This window comes from Kineococcus rugosus (assembly GCF_050871975.1).
Classification (GTDB): domain Bacteria; phylum Actinomycetota; class Actinomycetes; order Actinomycetales; family Kineococcaceae; genus Kineococcus.
Genome location: NZ_JBJLSJ010000003.1, coordinates 109,662 through 126,320 on the forward strand (window position 1 = coordinate 109,662; position 16,659 = coordinate 126,320).

A 16,659-nucleotide genomic window follows, 5' to 3' on the forward strand; every position below is an offset into this window, starting at 1 on the left:
CGGGACGGGTTCAGCCCGTCGATTCTCCCACGGCGGCCGGGACGGCCTCGTCCACGCGCGCGTAGAGCCGGTGCTTGGAGATGTGCTGGACGACGCCGTCCGGCACCAGGTACCAGACCGGCAGCCCCTCGGCGACGCGGTCCCGGCAGTCCGTCGAGGAGATCGACAGCGCCGGCACCTCCATGAGGCTGACGCCGTCCAGCGGCAGGCCGTCGTCGGTCAGGGCGTGCCCGGGCCGGCTGACGCCCACGAAGTGGGCCAGCGACCACAGCTCGGCGACGTCCTTCCACTGCAGGATCTGCGCCAGCGCGTCGGCCCCGGTGATGAAGAACAGGTCCGCCTCGGGCCGCAGCTCGCGCAGCTCCCGCAGGGTGTCGATCGTGTAGGTGAACCCCCCGCGGTCGATGTCCACCCGGGACACCGTGAACCGCGGGTTCGACGCCGTCGCGATGACGGTCATGAGGTACCGGTGCTCGGCCGGGGCGATGTCCCCGCGGGACTTCTGCCACGGGCGGCCGGTGGGGACGAACACCACCTCGTCCAGCTCGAAGCGGGCGGCGACCTCGCTGGCCGCCACCAGGTGCCCGTGGTGGATCGGGTCGAACGTGCCGCCCATCACGCCCAGGCGCGGGCGGCGGCCGTCCGGCCGCGAGGTCAGTGACGGGTCCCGACGCTGCGGAAGGCCATGGTGCAGATGAGCATCATCGCCAGGACGCAGAGCGCGACGATCCCGTACACGTACGGCGAGGCCACGCCCGCGCCGTGCGTCTCCTCGGTCTGCTGAGCGGCCTCGGCGACCAGCGCGTGCAGCATGGTGGGTCCTCCTGCGGGGTGACGACGGGTCAGACGTGCAGGCCAGTCTCGCACGCCCCGCCCCGCGACCGTGCGGCAGGATCGACGCGTGCCCCCGCCCGAGCCCGCCCTCTCGGTGGTCGTCCCCGCCTACGACGAGGCCGAGGTCCTGCCCGAGTTCGCCCGCCGCCTGCGGCCGGTGCTGGACGGCCTGGAGGCCGCCGGGCTGGGCGGGTACGAGGTCCTCGTCGTCGACGACGGCAGCTCCGACGCCACCCCGGTCGTGCTCACCCGGCTGCGGCGGCAGTGGCCGCAGCTGCGGGTGGTGCGGCTGCGCGCGAACTCCGGGCACCAGGCCGCGCTGTCGGCCGGGCTGGCCCGGGCCCGGGCCCGGGACGCGGTCGTGACCATGGACGCCGACCTGCAGGACCCCCCGGAGGTCCTGCCCGCCCTGCTCGCCGCCGGGCGGGACCACGACGTCGTGTACGCCGTGCGCGAGGACCGCTCGGTCGACTCCCGGCTCAAGCGCGTCACGGCCGCCGGCTTCTACCGGCTGGTCCGCCGCCTCGGCGGCCGCGCCCCGGAGCAGGCCGGGGACTTCCGGTACACCAGCCGCGTCGTGGTCGACACCGTGCTGCAGCTGCCCGAGGCCCACCGGGTGCTGCGGCTGGTCATCCCCGACCTCGGGTTCGACTCCGCGACCGTCGGCTACGCCCGGCAGGCGCGCGGCGCGGGCCGCACGAAGTACCCGCTGACGCGGATGGTGCGGCTGTCGCTGGACGCCATCACCGGCTCCTCCACCGCCCCGCTGCGGCTGGCCTCGTTCTTCGGCCTCGGCGGGGCCGTCCTGACCTCGCTGCTGCTGCTGTACGCGCTCGTCTCGTTCGCCGTCGGCCGGACCGTGCCGGGCTGGACCTCGACGCTGGCCGTCGTGGCCGGGGTCGGGACGCTGCAGCTGCTGTGCCTGGGCGTCCTCGGGGAGTACGTCGGCCGGCTCTACGTGCAGGCGCAGAACCGGCCGACGTACCTGGTCGCCAGCGACTCCCTGGACCCCCCGGGCGGTCAGACCCGCACGTGACCGTCGCCGAGGACCTGCCAGGTCGTCGTCGTCAGCTCCGCCAGGCCCATCGGCCCGCGCGCGTGCAGCTTCTGCGTCGAGATGCCGACCTCGGCGCCCAGGCCGAACTCCCCCCCGTCGGTGAAGCGCGTCGAGGCGTTGACCGCCACGACGGCGGAGTCGACCGCCGCGCAGAAGTAGTCGGTGACCCGCACGTCGGTCGCCAGGACGGCCTCGGTGTGCGCCGAGGACCACCGGGAGATGTGCTCCACCGCGTCCTGGACCGAGTCCACGACGCCGACCGCGATCTCCAGGCCGTGGAACTCCGCGGCCCAGTCCGCGTCCGTGACGGGCTCGGCGGGCACGTCCGCCGCCCGCGCCGCCCGCAGCGACCGCTCGTCGGCGTGCAGGGCGACACCGGCCCCGTGCAGCGCCCCCAGCAGGGTCGGCAGGAAGTCGGCGGCCAGCGCGGAGTGCACCAGCACCGTCTCGGCCGCGTTGCAGACGCTCGGCCGCGACGTCTTGGCGTTCAGGACGACCTCGACCGCCTGCGCGAGGTCGGCGGAGGCGTCGACGTACACGTGGCAGTTCCCGACCCCGGTCTCGATGACGGGGACGGTGGCCTCGCGCACCACGCGCTGGATGAGGTCCGCACCTCCGCGCGGCACCAGCAGGTCGACCAGGCCGCGGGCGCGCAGCAGGACGCCCACGCCGTCGCGGCCGTGCTCGTCGATGCTGGTGACCGCGTCGGCCGGCAGGCCCGCGGACTCCAGCGCCCCGCGCAGCACCTCCACGAGGACCGTGTTGCTGCTGCGCGCCGCCGACCCGCCGCGCAGCACGACCGCGTTCCCGCTCTTGAGCGCCAGGACGGCCACGTCGACGGTCACGTTCGGCCGGGCCTCGTAGACGACGCCGAGCACGCCCATGGGCACCCGCAGCTGGCGCAGCCGCAGCCCGTTGGGCAGCGTCGAGCCGCGCACGACCTCCCCCACGGGGTCGGGCAGCGCGGCGACCTCGCGGACGGCGCCGGCGATGGCGGCGACCCGGGCCGGGTCCAGGGCCAGGCGGTCCAGCAGGTGCTCGCTCGTCCCCTCCGCCCGGCCGCGCGCGAGGTCCTCGGCGTTCGCGGCGACGATCCGGTCGGTCGCGGCCTCCAGGGCGTCGGCGACGGCGTGCAGCGCGGCGTCCTTGGCGGCCCGGGTCGCGACCCGCAGCGGTCGCGAGGCCACCTTCGCGCGGCGGCAGGTGGCCAGGACGGCGTCGGCGAGGGTCTCGGTGCTCGCGGCGGTGGTCATGGGGCCAGCCTACGCCCGGCCCCCGGATCGTTGAACGATCGTTCGGGGGCGCCGCAGCGCCTCACCAGGGCGCGATGTCCCCGATGAGGTCCAGCGTCCGCGCCCGGCGCGCACCGGGACGGCGGTGCGCCGCACCGGCCTGCGCCTGCGCGCGGTGCTCCACCGTGTCGCGGTCGACGACCTCGACGCCCACGACCGACCAGTCCGGCAACCGGGCGCTGCCGCGGTGCTCGGGCCACAACCGCAGGGCCATCGCGGCCGCGTCGTCGACGTCGCGCGCCTCGTCCCAGTACCGCAGCTCGGCCCGGGTCGCGCTGTAGCGGACGCTGGACAGGAACGGCCGCTCGGCCAGCAGCCGGTCGAGCCCGGCCCGCACCTCGGTCACCTCGCACGCCTGCCCGGCGACCGTCAGGGTCACCGACCACAGCGACGACGAGTCACCACTCACGCCGGCCCCTCCGCTCGTGGACGCACCGCCGGTGCCTCACCGGCCGAGGAGGACCAGGTGGTCGCGGTGGACGACCTCCCGCTCGTACGCCGGACCCCACTGCCGGGCCAGCTCCCGGGTCGACCGGCCGAGCATCTCCGGCAGCTCCTCCGAGGAGTAGTTCACCAGCCCGCGCGCCCACGCGTGGCCGTTTCCGTCGACCAGGTCGACCGGGTCCCCGGCGCGGAAGCGGCCCGCCAGCCCCACGACCCCGGCCGGCAGCAGCGAGGACCGGTTCGTGCGGACGGCGCGCACCGCCCCCTCGTCCAGCACCAGCCGGCCGGCCGGGGCCGCCGCGTGCGCCAGCCACAGCTGGCGGGTGCTGCGCCGGGCCCGCCGTGAGGCCGGGACGGAGAACCACGTCCCCACGTCCCGCCCCTCCAGGGCCTCGGCCGCCCGCGCCGCCGAGGTCACCAGCGTCGGCACCCCGGCCGCCACCGCGATGCCGGCGGCCTCGATCTTCGTCGTCATCCCGCCGGTGCCCACGGCCGAACCCGCCGAGCCGACGCTCACCCCCGCCAGGTCCTCCGGGCCGCGCACCGACGCGATCCGCCGCGCGCCCGGCGTCGAGGGGGGCGCGGTGTGCAGCGCGTCGACGTCGGACAGCAGCACGAGCGCGTCGGCCCGCACCAGGTGCGCCACCAGCGCCGCCAGCCGGTCGTTGTCCCCGAAGCGGATCTCGTGGGTCGCCACGGTGTCGTTCTCGTTGACGACCGGCACGACGCCCAGGCTCAGCAGCCGCTCCAGCGTGCGCTGGGCGTTGCCGTAGTGGGTGCGCCGCACGACGTCCTCGGCCGTCAGCAGCACCTGCCCCACCGTCAGGCCCGCGTGCGCGAACGCGCGCGCGTACTCGGCCAGCAGCAGCCCCTGCCCCACGCTGGCGGCGGCCTGCTGGCTGGCCAGGTCCCGGGGCCGCTTGGGCAGGCCCAGCGGCGCCAGACCGGCCGCGATGGCCCCGGAGGAGACCAGGACGACGTCCGCACCGCCGGTGCGGCGGCGGGCCAGGACGTCCACCAGCGCGTCCAGGCGCGCGGCGTCCAGCCCGCCGGCCGCGGTGGTCAGCGACGACGACCCGACCTTGACGACGACGCGGCGCGCCCGCGCGAGGTCCTCGCGCCGCGCGACGGGGGACGTGCCGGTCATTCGCTCTCGTCGTCCGCGGTCCAGTGCCCGGCCAGGCGCTCGGCCTCCAGCTCCCCGCGCGCGGCGGCCTTGGCCGCCCGGCGCTCGCGCTCCTGCCGGCGCTTGACCTCGCGGGTGGGCCGGGAGTGGTCCTCCAGGCGCAGGTCCGAGCCGCGCTGGCCCAGGACCTCGGCGCCGGCGACCATCGTCGGCTCCCAGTCGAAGACGACGGCGTTCGCGTCGTCGCCGATGACGACCTCCGCGCCGGGGGTGGCCCCGGCCTTGAAGAGCTCGTCCTCCACGCCCAGCCGGGCGAGCCGGTCGGCGAGGTAGCCGACGGCCTCGTCGTTGGTGAAGTCGGTCTGCCGCACCCAGCGGCGGGGCTTCTCGCCGCGCACGCGGAACCGCACCTGGTCGTCGCCGTACTCCTCGCGCGTGACGCGGAAGCCGGACTCGTCGACGGCGGGCGGGTTCAGGACGATGCGCTGCGGCACCGCGGCCGGTTCGGCCGCGCGGGAGGCGGCGACGAGCTCGGCCATCGCGAACGACAGCTCCCGCAGGCCGGTGCGCGCGACGGCGGAGACGACGAACACGGGGTCGCCGCGCTTCTCGAGGTCCTCGCGGACGATGTCGGCCATGTCCCGCGCGTCGGGCACGTCGGCCTTGTTGATGACGATGATGCGCGGGCGGTCCTGCAGCGGGACGGTCCCGTCGTCGACGGTGTAGGCCGCGAGCTCCTTCTCGATGGCCTCCAGGTCGGAGACCGGGTCGCGGTCGGACTCCAGGTTCGCGCCGTCCAGGACGTGCACCAGGGCGACGCAGCGCTCGACGTGGCGCAGGAAGTCCAGCCCCAGCCCGCGGCCCTCGCTGGCGCCGGGGATGAGCCCGGGCACGTCGGCGACGGTGAACCGCGTCGAGCCGGCCTCCACGACCCCGAGGTTCGGCACCAGGGTGGTGAAGGGGTAGTCGGCGATCTTGGGCCGGGCCGCGGACAGCGCCGCGACCAGGCTGGACTTGCCGGCGCTGGGGAAGCCCACCAGCGCGATGTCGGCGAGGGTCTTCAGCTCGAGGGTGACGTCGACGACCTCACCGGGCTCGCCGAGGAGGGCGAACCCGGGGGCCTTGCGCTTGGTGGTGGCCAGCGCCGCGTTCCCGAGGCCGCCGCGGCCGCCGGGGGCGACCACGTACCGCGTCCCGGCACCGACCATGTCGGCGAGCAGGTCGCCCTTGGCGGAGCGGACGATCGTGCCGTCGGGCACGCCGATGACCAGGTCCTCGCCCTCACCGCCGTTGCGGTGGTCACCCATGCCGAAGCGGCCGTCGGGCGCGCTGCGGTGCGGCCGGCGGTGCAGGTCGAGCAGGGTCGTGACCTGGGGGTCGACCTCGAGGACCACGTCGCCGCCGCGGCCGCCGTTGCCGCCGTCGGGCCCGCCGAGCGGCTTGAACTTCTCGCGGTGCACCGAAGCGCAGCCGTTGCCGCCGTCACCTCCGGACGCGTGCAGGACGACACGGTCGACGAAGTGGGTCGACATCTCTCTCAGGACTCCTCGGCGGTGATCGTGCGGTGGAACCCAGCAAGATCACCGATTGCGGGGCAGGTCGAGGGGTGGAACGGACGAGGGGCGGACCGGATCAGATCCGGTCCGCCCCTCGTGTTCACGACTGGTGCGTCGTCACTCGCCTGCGACGATGTTGACGACCTTGCGACCACGACGGGTGCCGAACTCGACGGCGCCCGGGATCAGCGCGAACAGCGTGTCGTCGCCGCCGCGGCCCACACCCGCACCGGGGTGGAAGTGGGTGCCGCGCTGACGGACGAGGATCTCGCCCGCGCTGACGACCTGACCGCCGAAGCGCTTCACACCGAGGCGCTGAGCGGCGGAGTCACGACCGTTGCGCGAGGAGCTCGCGCCCTTCTTGTGTGCCATCTGACGTCACGCCCCGATGCTGGTGATCTTGACGCGGGTGAGCTTCGCGCGGTGACCCTGACGCTTGCGGTACCCGGTCTTGTTCTTGTACTTGAGGATGGTGATCTTGGGGCCCTTGGCCTCCTCGACCACCTCGGCGACGACCTTCACACCCGCGAGCGCCGAAGCGTCGTGGGTGACGGTCTCACCGTCGACGAGGAGGAGGGGCTGCAGCTGCAGCGTCTCCCCGCTGGCCACGGGGACCCGGTCGATGGTCAGCACGTCGCCGACCGCGACCTTCTCCTGCCGGCCGCCGGCGCGGACGATGGCGTACACCACAACGAACCCGTTTCTCTCGTCAACAACTGGAACGCCACCGAGCTGCGGATGCAGCTGGAGGCTCGCGCACGACGGCGCACCAAGGGGTAAGCGTACGGAAGGACGACCCCCGGGGTCAAAACGACGCGCTCACCCCTCCACCGCGGAGGGCTCGGCCGCGCCGGTCCCCCGTTCGGCGGCCTCGCGCTCGCGCCGGCCGGCCGCCGCGACCGCCGCGATGGCCGCCAGCACCGCGGCGTCCTTCCCGGGCTCGGACGGCTCCTGGGCGGGCTCCGCGCCGTTCTCCGGCGTCGCCGGGGCCTCCTCGGCCGCCGCGCGGTCGCGACCGCGCCCGCGCCGGCTGCGGGACTTGCCCGACCCGCCGCCCGACCCGTTCGCCGAGCCGCCGCCCGACCCTCCCGACCCGCCCCCGGAGCCGTTCTGCTGGGCCGGGGACGGCTGCGGCGCCGGGTTGGCGTCCGCGGCCGCGTCGAGCTCCTCGAGCACGGCCGCCAGGCCCTGCCCGGTGCGCTTGCGCGTCATCTGCACCAGGCCCAGGGAGGTGACCTCGGCGACCTGGTGCTTGGTCCGGTCCCGGCCCAGGCACTCCACGAGCCGGCGCAGGACCAGGTCGCGGTTGGACTCCAGGACCATGTCGATGAAGTCGATCACGATGATCCCGCCGATGTCCCGCAGCCGCAGCTGCCGCACGATCTCCTCGGCGGCCTCCAGGTTGTTGCGGGTGACCGTCTCCTCCAGGGTGCCGCCGGCACCGGTGAACTTGCCGGTGTTCACGTCGATGACGTGCATCGCCTCGGTCGGGTCGATGACCAGCGACCCGCCCGAGGGCAGCCACACCTTCCGGCCCAGGGCCTTGGCGAGCTGCTCGTCGACGCGGTGGCTCTCGAAGACGTCCCGGCCGTCGTGCTCGGCGTCCTCCCAGCGCTCCAGCCGGTCGGCGAGGTCGGGGGCGACGTCGGAGACGTACCCGTGGACGGCGTCCCACGCCTGGTCCCCGGAGACCACGACCCGGCTGAAGTCCTCGTTGAAGACGTCGCGCACCACCCGGACGGTGAGGTCCGGCTCGCCGTGCAGCAGCAGGGGGGCGTTCTTGCTCTGCGACTTGGCCTGGATGGACTCCCAGGTCGCCTGCAGCCGCTGGACGTCGGCGCGCAGCTCCTCCTCGGAGACGCCCTCGGCGGCCGTGCGGACGATGACGCCCGCGCCCGCGGGCACGACCTCCTTGAGGACCTTCTTCAGCCGCGCGCGCTCGGTGTCGGGCAGCTTGCGGGAGATGCCCGTCATCGACCCCCGCGGCACGTACACGAGGTAGCGGCCCGGCAGCGAGACCTGGCTGGTCAGCCGGGCGCCCTTGTGCCCCACGGGGTCCTTGGTGACCTGCACGAGCACGGGGTCGCCGGACTTCAGCGCGGCCTCGATGCGCCGCGGCTGCCCCTCGAGCCCGGCGGCGTCCCAGTTGACCTCGCCGGCGTACAGGACGGCGTTGCGCCCCTTGCCCACGTCGACGAACGCGGCCTCCATGCTCGGCAGCACGTTCTGCACGCGGCCGAGGTAGACGTTGCCGACCATCGTCGTCTGGGTCTGCTTGGCGCCGTAGTGCTCGACGAGGATCCCGTCCTCCAGGACGCCGATCTGGGTCGTGTCGGCCCGCTGGCGCACGACCATGACGCGCTCGACCGACTCGCGCCGGGCCAGGAACTCGGCCTCGGTGAGGATGGCGCGCTTGCGGCCGGCCTCCCGGCCCTCCCGGCGGCGCTGCTTCTTCGCCTCCAGGCGGGTGGAGCCGCGCAGCGCGGTGATCTCGTCCTCGCCGGTCCCGCGGGGGCGGCGCGGTTCGCGCACCCGGGTCACGGTGTTCGGCGGATCGTCGGTGGAGGCCTCCTCGACCTCGCCGGACCCGCCGCGGCGGCGGCGGCGGCGACGGCGGCGCGAGGAGCCGGAGGACTCCTCGGCGTCGTCGGCCTCCTCGCCCCCGTCGTCGGTGCCCTCGTCGTCGGCGTCGTCGCGCGGCCCGGCGTCCTCGCCGGAGTCGTCCCGGACCTCGTCGTCGGCGTCGTCGCCGTCCTCGGCGTCCCGGCCCCGGCTGCGCCGGCCCCGTCCGCCGCGGCGGCGACGGCGGCGCGGGCCGCCGTCCTCCTCGCGGGCGTCGTCCTCGGTGGTGTCGTCCTCGCCCTGGTCCTCCGCCTCGAGGTCGGTCGGGTCGACGTCGTCCAGGCCCTCCGGGCCGAACTCCTCGCGCTCGTCCTCGCGCTCGTCCGCGGGCCCGCTCTGGGCGGGCGGCGGGCCGGCCGGGGCCGAGGCGCGGCGACGGCGGGTGGGCGTCTCGGCGGCGGGCGCCTGGAAGAACAGGGCCGTGGCGCGGGCGGCGGCGTCGGAGAAGGACTCCTCGACGGGCTCGGCCGCCGGCGCGCGGCGGCGGCCGCGGCGGGCCAGCCCGGCGGCGCGGACCAGCACCGGGTCGTCCATGAGGTCGGTGGCGTCGGCTGGCGCGGGGTCAGCGGCGGGCTGGACGGTGGGCTCGGCGGCGGGCTCGGTGGTGGGCTCGGCGACGGGCTCGGTGGGCGCCTCGACCGGGGCCTCCTCGACGGGGGCGTCTTCGGCGGCGGCCTGCGCCACCGCGTCCGCCGGCGCGGGCTCGCCCGCTCCCGGCACCTCGGCGGCCGGCTCGGCCACGGGCTCGGCGGCAGACCCGGTCACGGGCTCGACGACCGGCTCGACGACGGGCTCGGCCACCTCGGCGGCGGGCGCGGCGACCTTGCGGGCGCGGCGGCGGCGGGGCGGAGCGACCGGCTCGGCCACCTCGGCCACGGGCTCGGCCACCTCGGCGGCGGGTTCCGGCGCGGCCTGCGGGGCGGGTGCCACCTCCTCGAGGGCCGGGGCCGGCTCGGGCGTGGTCACCGTGCGGGTCGCGCGGCGGGTCCGGCGCCGCGGCGCGACGACCGGCTCGGGCTCCACCGCGACCGGCTCGGCGACCGGCTCGGCGACCGGCTCGGCGACCGGCTCGGCGACCGGCTCGGCGACCGGCTCGGGCTCCACGGCGACCGGCTCGACGGCGGGCTCGGGCTCGGTGGGCGCCGCGACGGGCGCGGGCTCGGCGACCGGCTCGACGCGGGTGGGCGGGCCGGCGGGGCGGCTGGCGGCGCGGCGGCGGCGCGGCCGCGTCGTCGCGCCGGTCGTCGTGCCGTCGTTCTCGGGGGTCTCTTCGGGTGTCGTCGTCACGGGGTGCTCCGCATCGCCCGCAGCGTCCGCTCCACCGGTGAACCCCGCGGACGCTCGGGCGTCCTGGTCGGAATCGCCGGGCGGGTCGTCCCACGCCCGACGGAAGTCCTCGGTGCACCGGAGAGGTCGCGCGACGCGTGCTCCCCCCGGAGCCACCGTCGTCGTCGTCCGGTGAACGGGCCGGGGCGCCTGCGAGGTCCTTCCACCAGACCGCGGCGCTGCCCGGGACCCGCGCGCTGGGCGGCGGTCTCGACGGCGGACCGTGCGCCCGGTGTCGGGGAACGCTCGGCCTCGCCCAGTGTCGCACAGCCCCACCGAGGTGACCCTGCGCACTCGCCGCGGGCGTTCCATCGCCAGCGGCACCCCTCGTCCGCTACATTCGGATCAACACCATCCAGAGTGGCCGAGAGACCTGGCTCGTTGACGCCACAGCAACCACCGCGCGAGCGGCAGGTGCTCCCGCCAGGGGCGATGGAGGACTCGCAGTGGACAGCTGTACCCAGCTCACCCGGCGCTACCACGTCGACCTCGCGCGCACGGCCTCGATGGCCTGTCACCGCGGCGGGTCGATGCGCCCGGGGACGTCGCGCGCGGCCTGACCGGCCCGCGCCACCTCCCCCGAGTCCTCGAGCGAGCGCGCCGCCTCCTGCGCGCACCCCCCGACGGACGTCGCACGTCCGCCTACCCCCGGAGCACACCCATGTCCGCGCCCCGCCGCACCCCCCCGCCCACGAGCACCCAGCGCCTGCTCGCCTCGCGCCGCCGCGTCCTGTCCGGCGCCCTCGGCGTCAGCGCCCTGGCCGCCACCGGTTCCCTCGCCGCCTGCGGGGAGGGTTCCGCCGGAGCGGGCCTGGCCGCCGGGGAGGCGGTCGACCTGCGGGGCAAGACGCTCAAGCTGATGGTCAACCAGCCGCACGTGCTGGCCTTCACCGACCTGCTGGGCAAGAAGTTCGCCGAGGAGTTCGGCGGCGAGCTGCAGGTCACCGCGATCCCCTACGACCAGCTGACGAGCAAGCAGATCCTGGACGTCCAGGGCGGCGACGGCGAGTTCGACGTCTTCGACTACTTCTACTTCGGCCTCGGCGAGCTGGTCGCGGCCGACGCGCTGGTGGACCTGACCGACTGGATCGGCGCGAACACCGACATCGCCACCGACGACTTCCTGCCGTCGATCTACGACCCGTACACGCTGCTCGACGGCAAGCGCTACGGCCTGCCCTTCGACGGCGACACGCACGTCCTCTACTACAACGCCGAGGTCTTCGACCGGTACGGCGTGCAGCCGCCCACGACGTGGGACGAGTACGACGCGGCCGCGGCGAAGATCACGCAGGACTCCGGCGGCAGCGTCTACGGGGCGATCGTCGAGGCCCAGCAGGTGCCGATGATCCTGGGCTGCTCCTTCATCAACCGCCTCGCCGGCTACGGCGGGACGCTGGTGGACGGCGACGGGAAGCCCGCGTTCGCCGGCGAGGAGGGGCTGGCGGCCCTGCAGCACCTCATCGACGTCTCCCCGCACGCGCTGCCGACCCCGCTGCAGACCGGCTTCGACCAGGCCAACTCCGCCTTCCTGGCCGGTCAGGGCGCCATGCTCGACACCTGGACCGACCTCGGCCTGAAGGCCCAGGACCCGGCCAGCTCCAAGATCGTCGACAAGTGGGGCGTCGTGACGCTGCCGGTCGGGGGGGAGAACACGACGCCGCGCACGGCGCTGGACGCCGGTTTCGGCCTGGGTGTCTCCTCGGCGGGCAAGCAGCAGGACGTCGCCGCCGCCTTCGTGAAGTGGGCGACGAACGAGGAGAACAACTTCCTGCTCGCCTCCACGGCCGGCTCGGGCATCGACCCGGCCCGCAAGACGGTGCTGGACTCCGCCGAGTACGCGGCGGCGGCGGGGAAGGCGACCGACGTCATCCGCGAGGGCCTGGACGGCGACCCGCTGGCGTGGCCGTCGCAGCAGGGCTCCCCCAAGGCCCTGCAGGACCTCGTGGACCAGCTCGCGCTGGCGATCCAGGGCGAGACCGAGCCGCAGGCCGCGCTGGACCGGGCCGCGGAGAACTGGGAGAGGGCCCTCGGATGACCCAGCTCCTCGACGACCGGGGGACGCTGCCGCGCCAGCGCGGCCGCGGCGCGGCGCGGCGGGCGGTCCCGGGGCGGCACCGCCCCGGGCACGTCTCGACGTGGCTGGCGGCACCGAGCCTGGCCGGGCTGGCGCTGATGCTCGTCTACCCCACGCTGTTCGTCGTGGCGCTGGCGGTCACCAAGTCCTCCCTGGCCCGGCCGCTGCAGCGCTTCACCGGCACCGACAACCTCGTGGAGGCGTGGGAGTCCCTCGCCTTCGCCGGGTCACTGGTCCGCTCGGTCGTGTTCGCCGTCGTCGCGGCCCTGGCGGCGACGGCCCTGGGCGTGCTCCTGGCGCTGCTGCTGCACGCCCGGGGCACCCGCTTCGGGGTCGTCGGGACGATCCTGCTGCTCCCGCTGGTCACCCCGCCCGTCATGGTCGGGGTGGCGTGGAAGCTCATGCTCGCCCCGGTGGGCGGGGCGTTCGGCGGGTTGTTCTCCGTCCTCGGCTTCCCGGGGGCCAACCCGCTGGGTGACGGCGTGGGGGCCTTCTCCGCGCTGGTCGTCATGCACGTGTGGCAGTGGACGCCGCTGGTGACGCTGCTGGTGTTCGCCGCGCTGCTGGGGGTCCCCGAGGAGCTGCGCGAGGCCGCGGCGCTCGACGGGGCCGGGTCGCTGCGCGCGTTCACGAACGTGGTGTGGCCGGTCATCGCCCCGAACGTGTTCTCGGTGCTGCTGCTCGAGCTCGTCATCGGGTTGAAGGTGTTCGACCTGGTGACGGTCGTGACGCAGGGCGGTCCGGGGGTGTCCACCATCGTCAGCAGCTTCGAGATCTTCCGCACGGGCATGCGCGGCAGCTACGAGATCGGCACGGCGGCGGCCGAGACCCTGGTGTTCGGCCTGGTCGTGGGGGTCCTGACCACGGTCGTGACGCTGCTGCGGGCACGCGCCGTGAGGGCCGACCAGTGAGCGCCGGGGCGCTGCACCGCGCCGGGGTGCGCGTGGTCCTGGCCGCCGTCGCGTTCGTCGCGCTGCTGCCGCTGCTGTTCCTCGTGTCGCTGTCGCTGCGCAGCGTCGACGACATCGCCAACGGCGGCTGGCTGCCGAGCGTGTTCGTGTGGTCGAACTTCGCGAAGGCGTTCGCGACGGTGCCGCTGTCGACGATGCTGGTGAACTCGTGGGTCGTGGCGATCGGCGCGACCGTCCTGACCTCGCTGATCGCGGTGCCCGCCGCGTACGTGACGGCCCGCGCGGGGGCGCGCGGGGAACGGCTGCAGACGGTGCTGCTGGCCAGCTACTGCGCGCCGCCGATCGTCGCGGTGCTGCCGCTGTACTACCTGCTGAAGCAGGCGGACCTGACGAACTCCGCGCTCGGGCTGGTCCTGGTCAACGGGCTCGCGAACGTCCCGGTCGCGGTGTGGCTGCTGGACGGTTTCGTGCGCCGCATCCCGGTCGAGATCGAGGAGGCCGGCTGGGTCGACGGGCTGTCGACGACCGGTGGGCTGCGGCGGATCGTGCTGCCGCTGCTGGCCCCCGGCCTGGTCGCGGCGCTGCTGATCTGCCTGTTCCTGTCGTACAACGAGTTCCTGTTCGCGGTGTCGTTCTCGCAGAGCACCTCCAGCCAGACGCTGCCCGTCGGCCTGTCGCTGTTCCAGGGCGACCGCACCGTGCAGTTCGGCCAGCAGGCCGCCGCCTCGCTCGTCGGGATCGTCCCGATGTACGTGCTCGCGGTGGTGGCCCAGAAGTGGCTCGTCGGCGGCCTGTCCGCCGGGGCCGTCAAGTGACGTCCAGGAAGTTGGAGGGGAATCCCGTGACCGAGGCCCGCAGAGTGCACCTCAACGCGTTCGACATGACCTGCGTGGGGCACCAGTCCCCCGGCCTGTGGCGGCACCCGGACGACCAGTCGCACCGGTTCGACGACATCCGGTACTGGACCGAGCTGGCGAAGCTGCTCGAGCGCGGGAAGTTCGACTCGCTGTTCATCGCCGACGTCCTGGGGATCTACGACGTCTACAAGGGCGGCCCGGAGACGGCGCTGCGGGAGTCCACGCAGGTGCCGGTCGGGGACCCGATGCTGGCCGTCTCGGCCATGGGCGCGGTCACCGAGCACCTCGGGTTCGGGGTCACCGTCTCGCTGACGTACGAGCAGCCGTACTCCTTCGCCCGCAAGATGGCGACGCTGGACCACTACACGAACGGCCGGGTCGGCTGGAACGTCGTGACGTCCTACCTGGAGTCGGCGGCGAAGAACCTGGGGCTGTCGACGCAGATCTCCCACGACGACCGCTACGAGCTCGGCGAGGAGTTCATGGAGGTCGTCTACGAGCTGTGGGAGGGGTCCTGGGAGGACGACGCCGTCGTCCGCGACGCCGAGGCCGGGGTGTTCACCGACCCGGCGAAGGTGCACCCGGTGGCGCACCACGGACGGTTCTTCGACGTCCCGGGCATCGGGCTGACGGCCCCGTCCCCGCAGCGCACGCCGGTCATCTTCCAGGCCGGCGCCTCCCCGCGCGGCATCGCCTTCGCGGCCCGGCACGGCGAGGCGATCTTCAACACGGCCACCCGGCCGGAGGTGATGCGCCCGTGGGTGGACCGGTTGCGCGCCCAGGCGGCCGAAGCCGGCCGCGACCCGCGCAGCGTCAAGGTCTTCACGCTCGTCACGATCGTCACCGCGCCCACCGACGAGGAGGCCCGGGCCAAGTACGAGGACTACGCGCAGTACGTCAGCTACGACGGCGCGCTGAACCTGTACGGCGGGTGGAGCGGGCTGGACCTGTCGAGCTACCCGCCGGACGAGCCGCTGGAGTACGCCGAGACGCAGGCCGTGCGCAGCGCCGTCGAGGCGTTCTCGACGGCCGACCCGGACCGGAAGTGGACCCCGCGCGACATCGCGAACTGGGTCGGCATCGGCGGCATGGGCGCCGTGATCGTCGGGTCGCCGGCCACGGTGGCCGACGAGCTGCAGCGCTGGATGGAGGTCGGGGACGTCGACGGCTTCAACTGCGCGTACGCCATCACCCCCGGCACGTTCGAGGACGTCGTCGAGCTCGTCGTCCCCGAGCTGCAGCGGCGCGGGGTCTACCCGACGGAGTACGAGGGCGAGACCCTGCGCGAGACGATCTACGGCAAGGGGCAGGTCCACGTCCGCGACGACCACCCGGCCGCGCGGCACAAGCGGGTGGCCCGGTGAGCGCGCACGTCATCGCCGACGCCGCGGAGGCCCTCGCCGTCGCGCGGCAGTTCGGCGCGGAGCTGGCCAAGGGCGACGCGGAGCGGGACGCCGAGCGGCGGCTCCCGCACGCCGAGGTCGCGGCGCTGGCGCGGTCGGGGCTGCTGGGCCTGACGGTCCCGCGGGCCTTCGGCGGCGCCGGGCTGGGTGCCCGCGACCTCGGGGACGTGTTCGTGGAGCTCGCCACGGGCGACTCCAGCGTCGGGCAGGTCCCGCAGAACCACTACTTCTTCGTCGACGTCGTCCACCACGTCGGCACGCCGGAGCAGCAGGAGTTCTTCTACGGGGAGGTCCTGGCGGGCCGGCACTTCGCGAACGCGCTGTCCGAGCGCGGTTCGAGGACGGCGTGGGAGTACGACATCCGCTTCGAGCGGCAGCCCGACGGCCGCTACCTCGTGGACGGGGTGAAGCACTACGGGACGGGGACGCCGTTCGCGCCGTGGATCCCGATCTACGCCACCGACCGCAGCGAGGACCCGGCGGGCCGGCTGGTGGCCGCGTGGGTCGAGGCCTCGCACCCGGGCGTCACCGTGGAGGACGACTGGATCGGCATGGGGCAGCGGACCACCGGGTCCGGCACCGTCCGGTTCCGGGAGGTCCTCGTGGACGCCGACCGGGTGATGCCGGCGGGGACGATGTTCGAGCAGGCCGAGACGTTCGGCGCGTTCGGCAACTTCCTGCACGCCGCCATCGACGTCGGGATCGCCCGGGCCGCGCTGCGCGACGGTGCCGAGCTGGTGAGGACCGTCGCCCGGCCGTGGCCGGAGTTCGGCGCGCCCAGCGCGGCGCAGGACCCGCTGGTGATCCAGGAGTTCGGTGACCTGGTGCTGCGCACCCGGGCGGCGCACGCGCTGCTGCGCGAGGCGGGGTCGGCGATCGACGCCGCCCGGGCGGACCTGACCGAGGAGTCGGCCGGTGAGGCGTCGCTGGCCGTGGCCGCGGCCCGCGCCGCCGCCGACACCGCGGCGGTGTCGGTGTCCTCGGACGTGTTCGCCCTGGTGGGGACCCGCGCGGCGGCCAAGCCGCTGAACCTGGACCGGCACTGGCGCAACGCCCGGACCCACACCCTGCACGACCCCCGCCGGTCCAAGCTCCAGCACCTGGGCCGGCACGCCCTGCTCGACGTCTTCCCGCCCGCGAACGGGTGGGTGTGA

General features: G+C 74.8%; 14 protein-coding genes, 1 pseudogene and 1 riboswitch. Of the genes and pseudogenes, 6 read left to right on the forward strand and 9 right to left on the reverse strand.

Annotated elements, in window-relative coordinates:
• Positions 1 to 10: 10 nt before the first annotated feature.
• Together nadD and ACRYM6_RS02585 are read right to left on the reverse strand one after the other, a co-directional pair.
• Complete coding sequence (gene nadD, locus ACRYM6_RS02580) at positions 11 to 616, reverse strand: nicotinate-nucleotide adenylyltransferase (RefSeq protein ID WP_432512532.1); 606 nt, start codon at positions 614 to 616, stop codon at positions 11 to 13.
• 38 nt (positions 617 to 654) lie between these two features.
• The gene (locus ACRYM6_RS02585) at positions 655 to 813 is read right to left on the reverse strand and encodes a hypothetical protein (RefSeq protein ID WP_432540925.1); all 159 of its coding nucleotides are present in this window, start codon (positions 811 to 813) and stop codon (positions 655 to 657) included.
• An 88-nt stretch (positions 814 to 901) separates the two neighbouring features.
• Here ACRYM6_RS02585 and ACRYM6_RS02590 point away from each other — a divergent pair, with 88 nt between their 5' ends.
• Positions 902 to 1,870 carry a glycosyltransferase family 2 protein gene (locus tag ACRYM6_RS02590; RefSeq protein WP_432540926.1) on the forward strand — a complete coding sequence of 323 codons (969 nt, stop codon included), beginning with the start codon at positions 902 to 904 and terminating at the stop codon, positions 1,868 to 1,870.
• On the opposite strand, the gene ACRYM6_RS02595 is transcribed toward ACRYM6_RS02590, so the two are convergent.
• From ACRYM6_RS02595 to ACRYM6_RS02625, 7 genes and pseudogenes are all read right to left on the reverse strand, one after another.
• Entirely contained in the window at positions 1,855 to 3,144 is a 1,290-nt protein-coding gene (locus ACRYM6_RS02595) for a glutamate-5-semialdehyde dehydrogenase (protein WP_432540928.1), read from the reverse strand. The genes ACRYM6_RS02590 and ACRYM6_RS02595 overlap by 16 nt on opposite strands.
• A 61-nt stretch (positions 3,145 to 3,205) precedes the next feature.
• Positions 3,206 to 3,592, reverse strand: coding sequence for a hypothetical protein (locus ACRYM6_RS02600; RefSeq protein WP_432540929.1), 387 nt, complete (start codon positions 3,590 to 3,592; stop codon positions 3,206 to 3,208).
• Between the two features lie 36 nt (positions 3,593 to 3,628).
• A complete protein-coding gene (gene proB / locus ACRYM6_RS02605) occupies positions 3,629 to 4,774 on the reverse strand; it encodes a glutamate 5-kinase (RefSeq protein WP_432540931.1) in 1,146 nt (381 codons plus the stop codon).
• Entirely contained in the window at positions 4,771 to 6,285 is a 1,515-nt protein-coding gene (obgE, locus tag ACRYM6_RS02610) for a GTPase ObgE (protein ID WP_432540932.1), read from the reverse strand. The genes proB and obgE overlap by 4 nt, the downstream gene beginning before the upstream one ends.
• A 141-nt stretch (positions 6,286 to 6,426) precedes the next feature.
• Complete coding sequence (gene rpmA / locus ACRYM6_RS02615; protein ID WP_106207788.1) at positions 6,427 to 6,681, reverse strand: 50S ribosomal protein L27; 255 nt, start codon at positions 6,679 to 6,681, stop codon at positions 6,427 to 6,429.
• Between the two features lie 6 nt (positions 6,682 to 6,687).
• A complete protein-coding gene (gene rplU, locus ACRYM6_RS02620) occupies positions 6,688 to 6,999 on the reverse strand; it encodes a 50S ribosomal protein L21 (protein WP_106207786.1) in 312 nt (103 codons plus the stop codon).
• Between the two features lie 474 nt (positions 7,000 to 7,473).
• A pseudogene (locus tag ACRYM6_RS02625) lies at positions 7,474 to 9,180 on the reverse strand (Rne/Rng family ribonuclease); the annotation flags it as partial.
• 1,425 nt (positions 9,181 to 10,605) lie between these two features.
• Positions 10,606 to 10,696: riboswitch (SAM riboswitch) on the forward strand.
• 222 nt (positions 10,697 to 10,918) lie between these two features.
• Here ACRYM6_RS02625 and ACRYM6_RS02630 point away from each other — a divergent pair.
• Genes ACRYM6_RS02630 through ACRYM6_RS02650 form a run of 5 tightly spaced genes read left to right on the forward strand, consistent with a single transcriptional unit; the run spans position 10,919 to position 16,659 of the window.
• The gene (locus ACRYM6_RS02630; RefSeq protein WP_432540934.1) at positions 10,919 to 12,295 is read left to right on the forward strand and encodes an ABC transporter substrate-binding protein; all 1,377 of its coding nucleotides are present in this window, start codon (positions 10,919 to 10,921) and stop codon (positions 12,293 to 12,295) included.
• A complete protein-coding gene (locus ACRYM6_RS02635) occupies positions 12,292 to 13,245 on the forward strand; it encodes a carbohydrate ABC transporter permease (protein ID WP_432540935.1) in 954 nt (317 codons plus the stop codon). Before ACRYM6_RS02630 ends, ACRYM6_RS02635 begins: the two co-directional genes overlap by 4 nt.
• Positions 13,242 to 14,060: a carbohydrate ABC transporter permease gene (locus ACRYM6_RS02640; RefSeq protein ID WP_432540937.1), complete on the forward strand. Its 819-nt coding sequence runs from the start codon at positions 13,242 to 13,244 to the stop codon at positions 14,058 to 14,060. Before ACRYM6_RS02635 ends, ACRYM6_RS02640 begins: the two co-directional genes overlap by 4 nt.
• Positions 14,061 to 14,086: 26 nt before the next feature.
• Positions 14,087 to 15,466 carry an LLM class flavin-dependent oxidoreductase gene (locus ACRYM6_RS02645; protein ID WP_432540938.1) on the forward strand — a complete coding sequence of 460 codons (1,380 nt, stop codon included), beginning with the start codon at positions 14,087 to 14,089 and terminating at the stop codon, positions 15,464 to 15,466.
• Positions 15,463 to 16,659, forward strand: coding sequence for an SfnB family sulfur acquisition oxidoreductase (locus ACRYM6_RS02650; RefSeq protein ID WP_432540939.1), 1,197 nt, complete (start codon positions 15,463 to 15,465; stop codon positions 16,657 to 16,659). The genes ACRYM6_RS02645 and ACRYM6_RS02650 overlap by 4 nt, the downstream gene beginning before the upstream one ends.

Coding starts and splice junctions, on each gene's coding strand:
- ACRYM6_RS02635 (WP_432540935.1), top strand. CDS start 12,292: ATGACCCAGCTCCTCGACGACCGGGGGACGCTGCCGCGCCAGCGCGGC.
- ACRYM6_RS02595 (WP_432540928.1), bottom strand. CDS start 3,144: ATGACCACCGCCGCGAGCACCGAGACCCTCGCCGACGCCGTCCTGGCC.
- obgE (WP_432540932.1), bottom strand. CDS start 6,285: ATGTCGACCCACTTCGTCGACCGTGTCGTCCTGCACGCGTCCGGAGGT.
- nadD (WP_432512532.1), bottom strand. CDS start 616: ATGGGCGGCACGTTCGACCCGATCCACCACGGGCACCTGGTGGCGGCC.
- ACRYM6_RS02630 (WP_432540934.1), top strand. CDS start 10,919: ATGTCCGCGCCCCGCCGCACCCCCCCGCCCACGAGCACCCAGCGCCTG.
- rpmA (WP_106207788.1), bottom strand. CDS start 6,681: ATGGCACACAAGAAGGGCGCGAGCTCCTCGCGCAACGGTCGTGACTCC.
- proB (WP_432540931.1), bottom strand. CDS start 4,774: ATGACCGGCACGTCCCCCGTCGCGCGGCGCGAGGACCTCGCGCGGGCG.
- ACRYM6_RS02585 (WP_432540925.1), bottom strand. CDS start 813: ATGCTGCACGCGCTGGTCGCCGAGGCCGCTCAGCAGACCGAGGAGACG.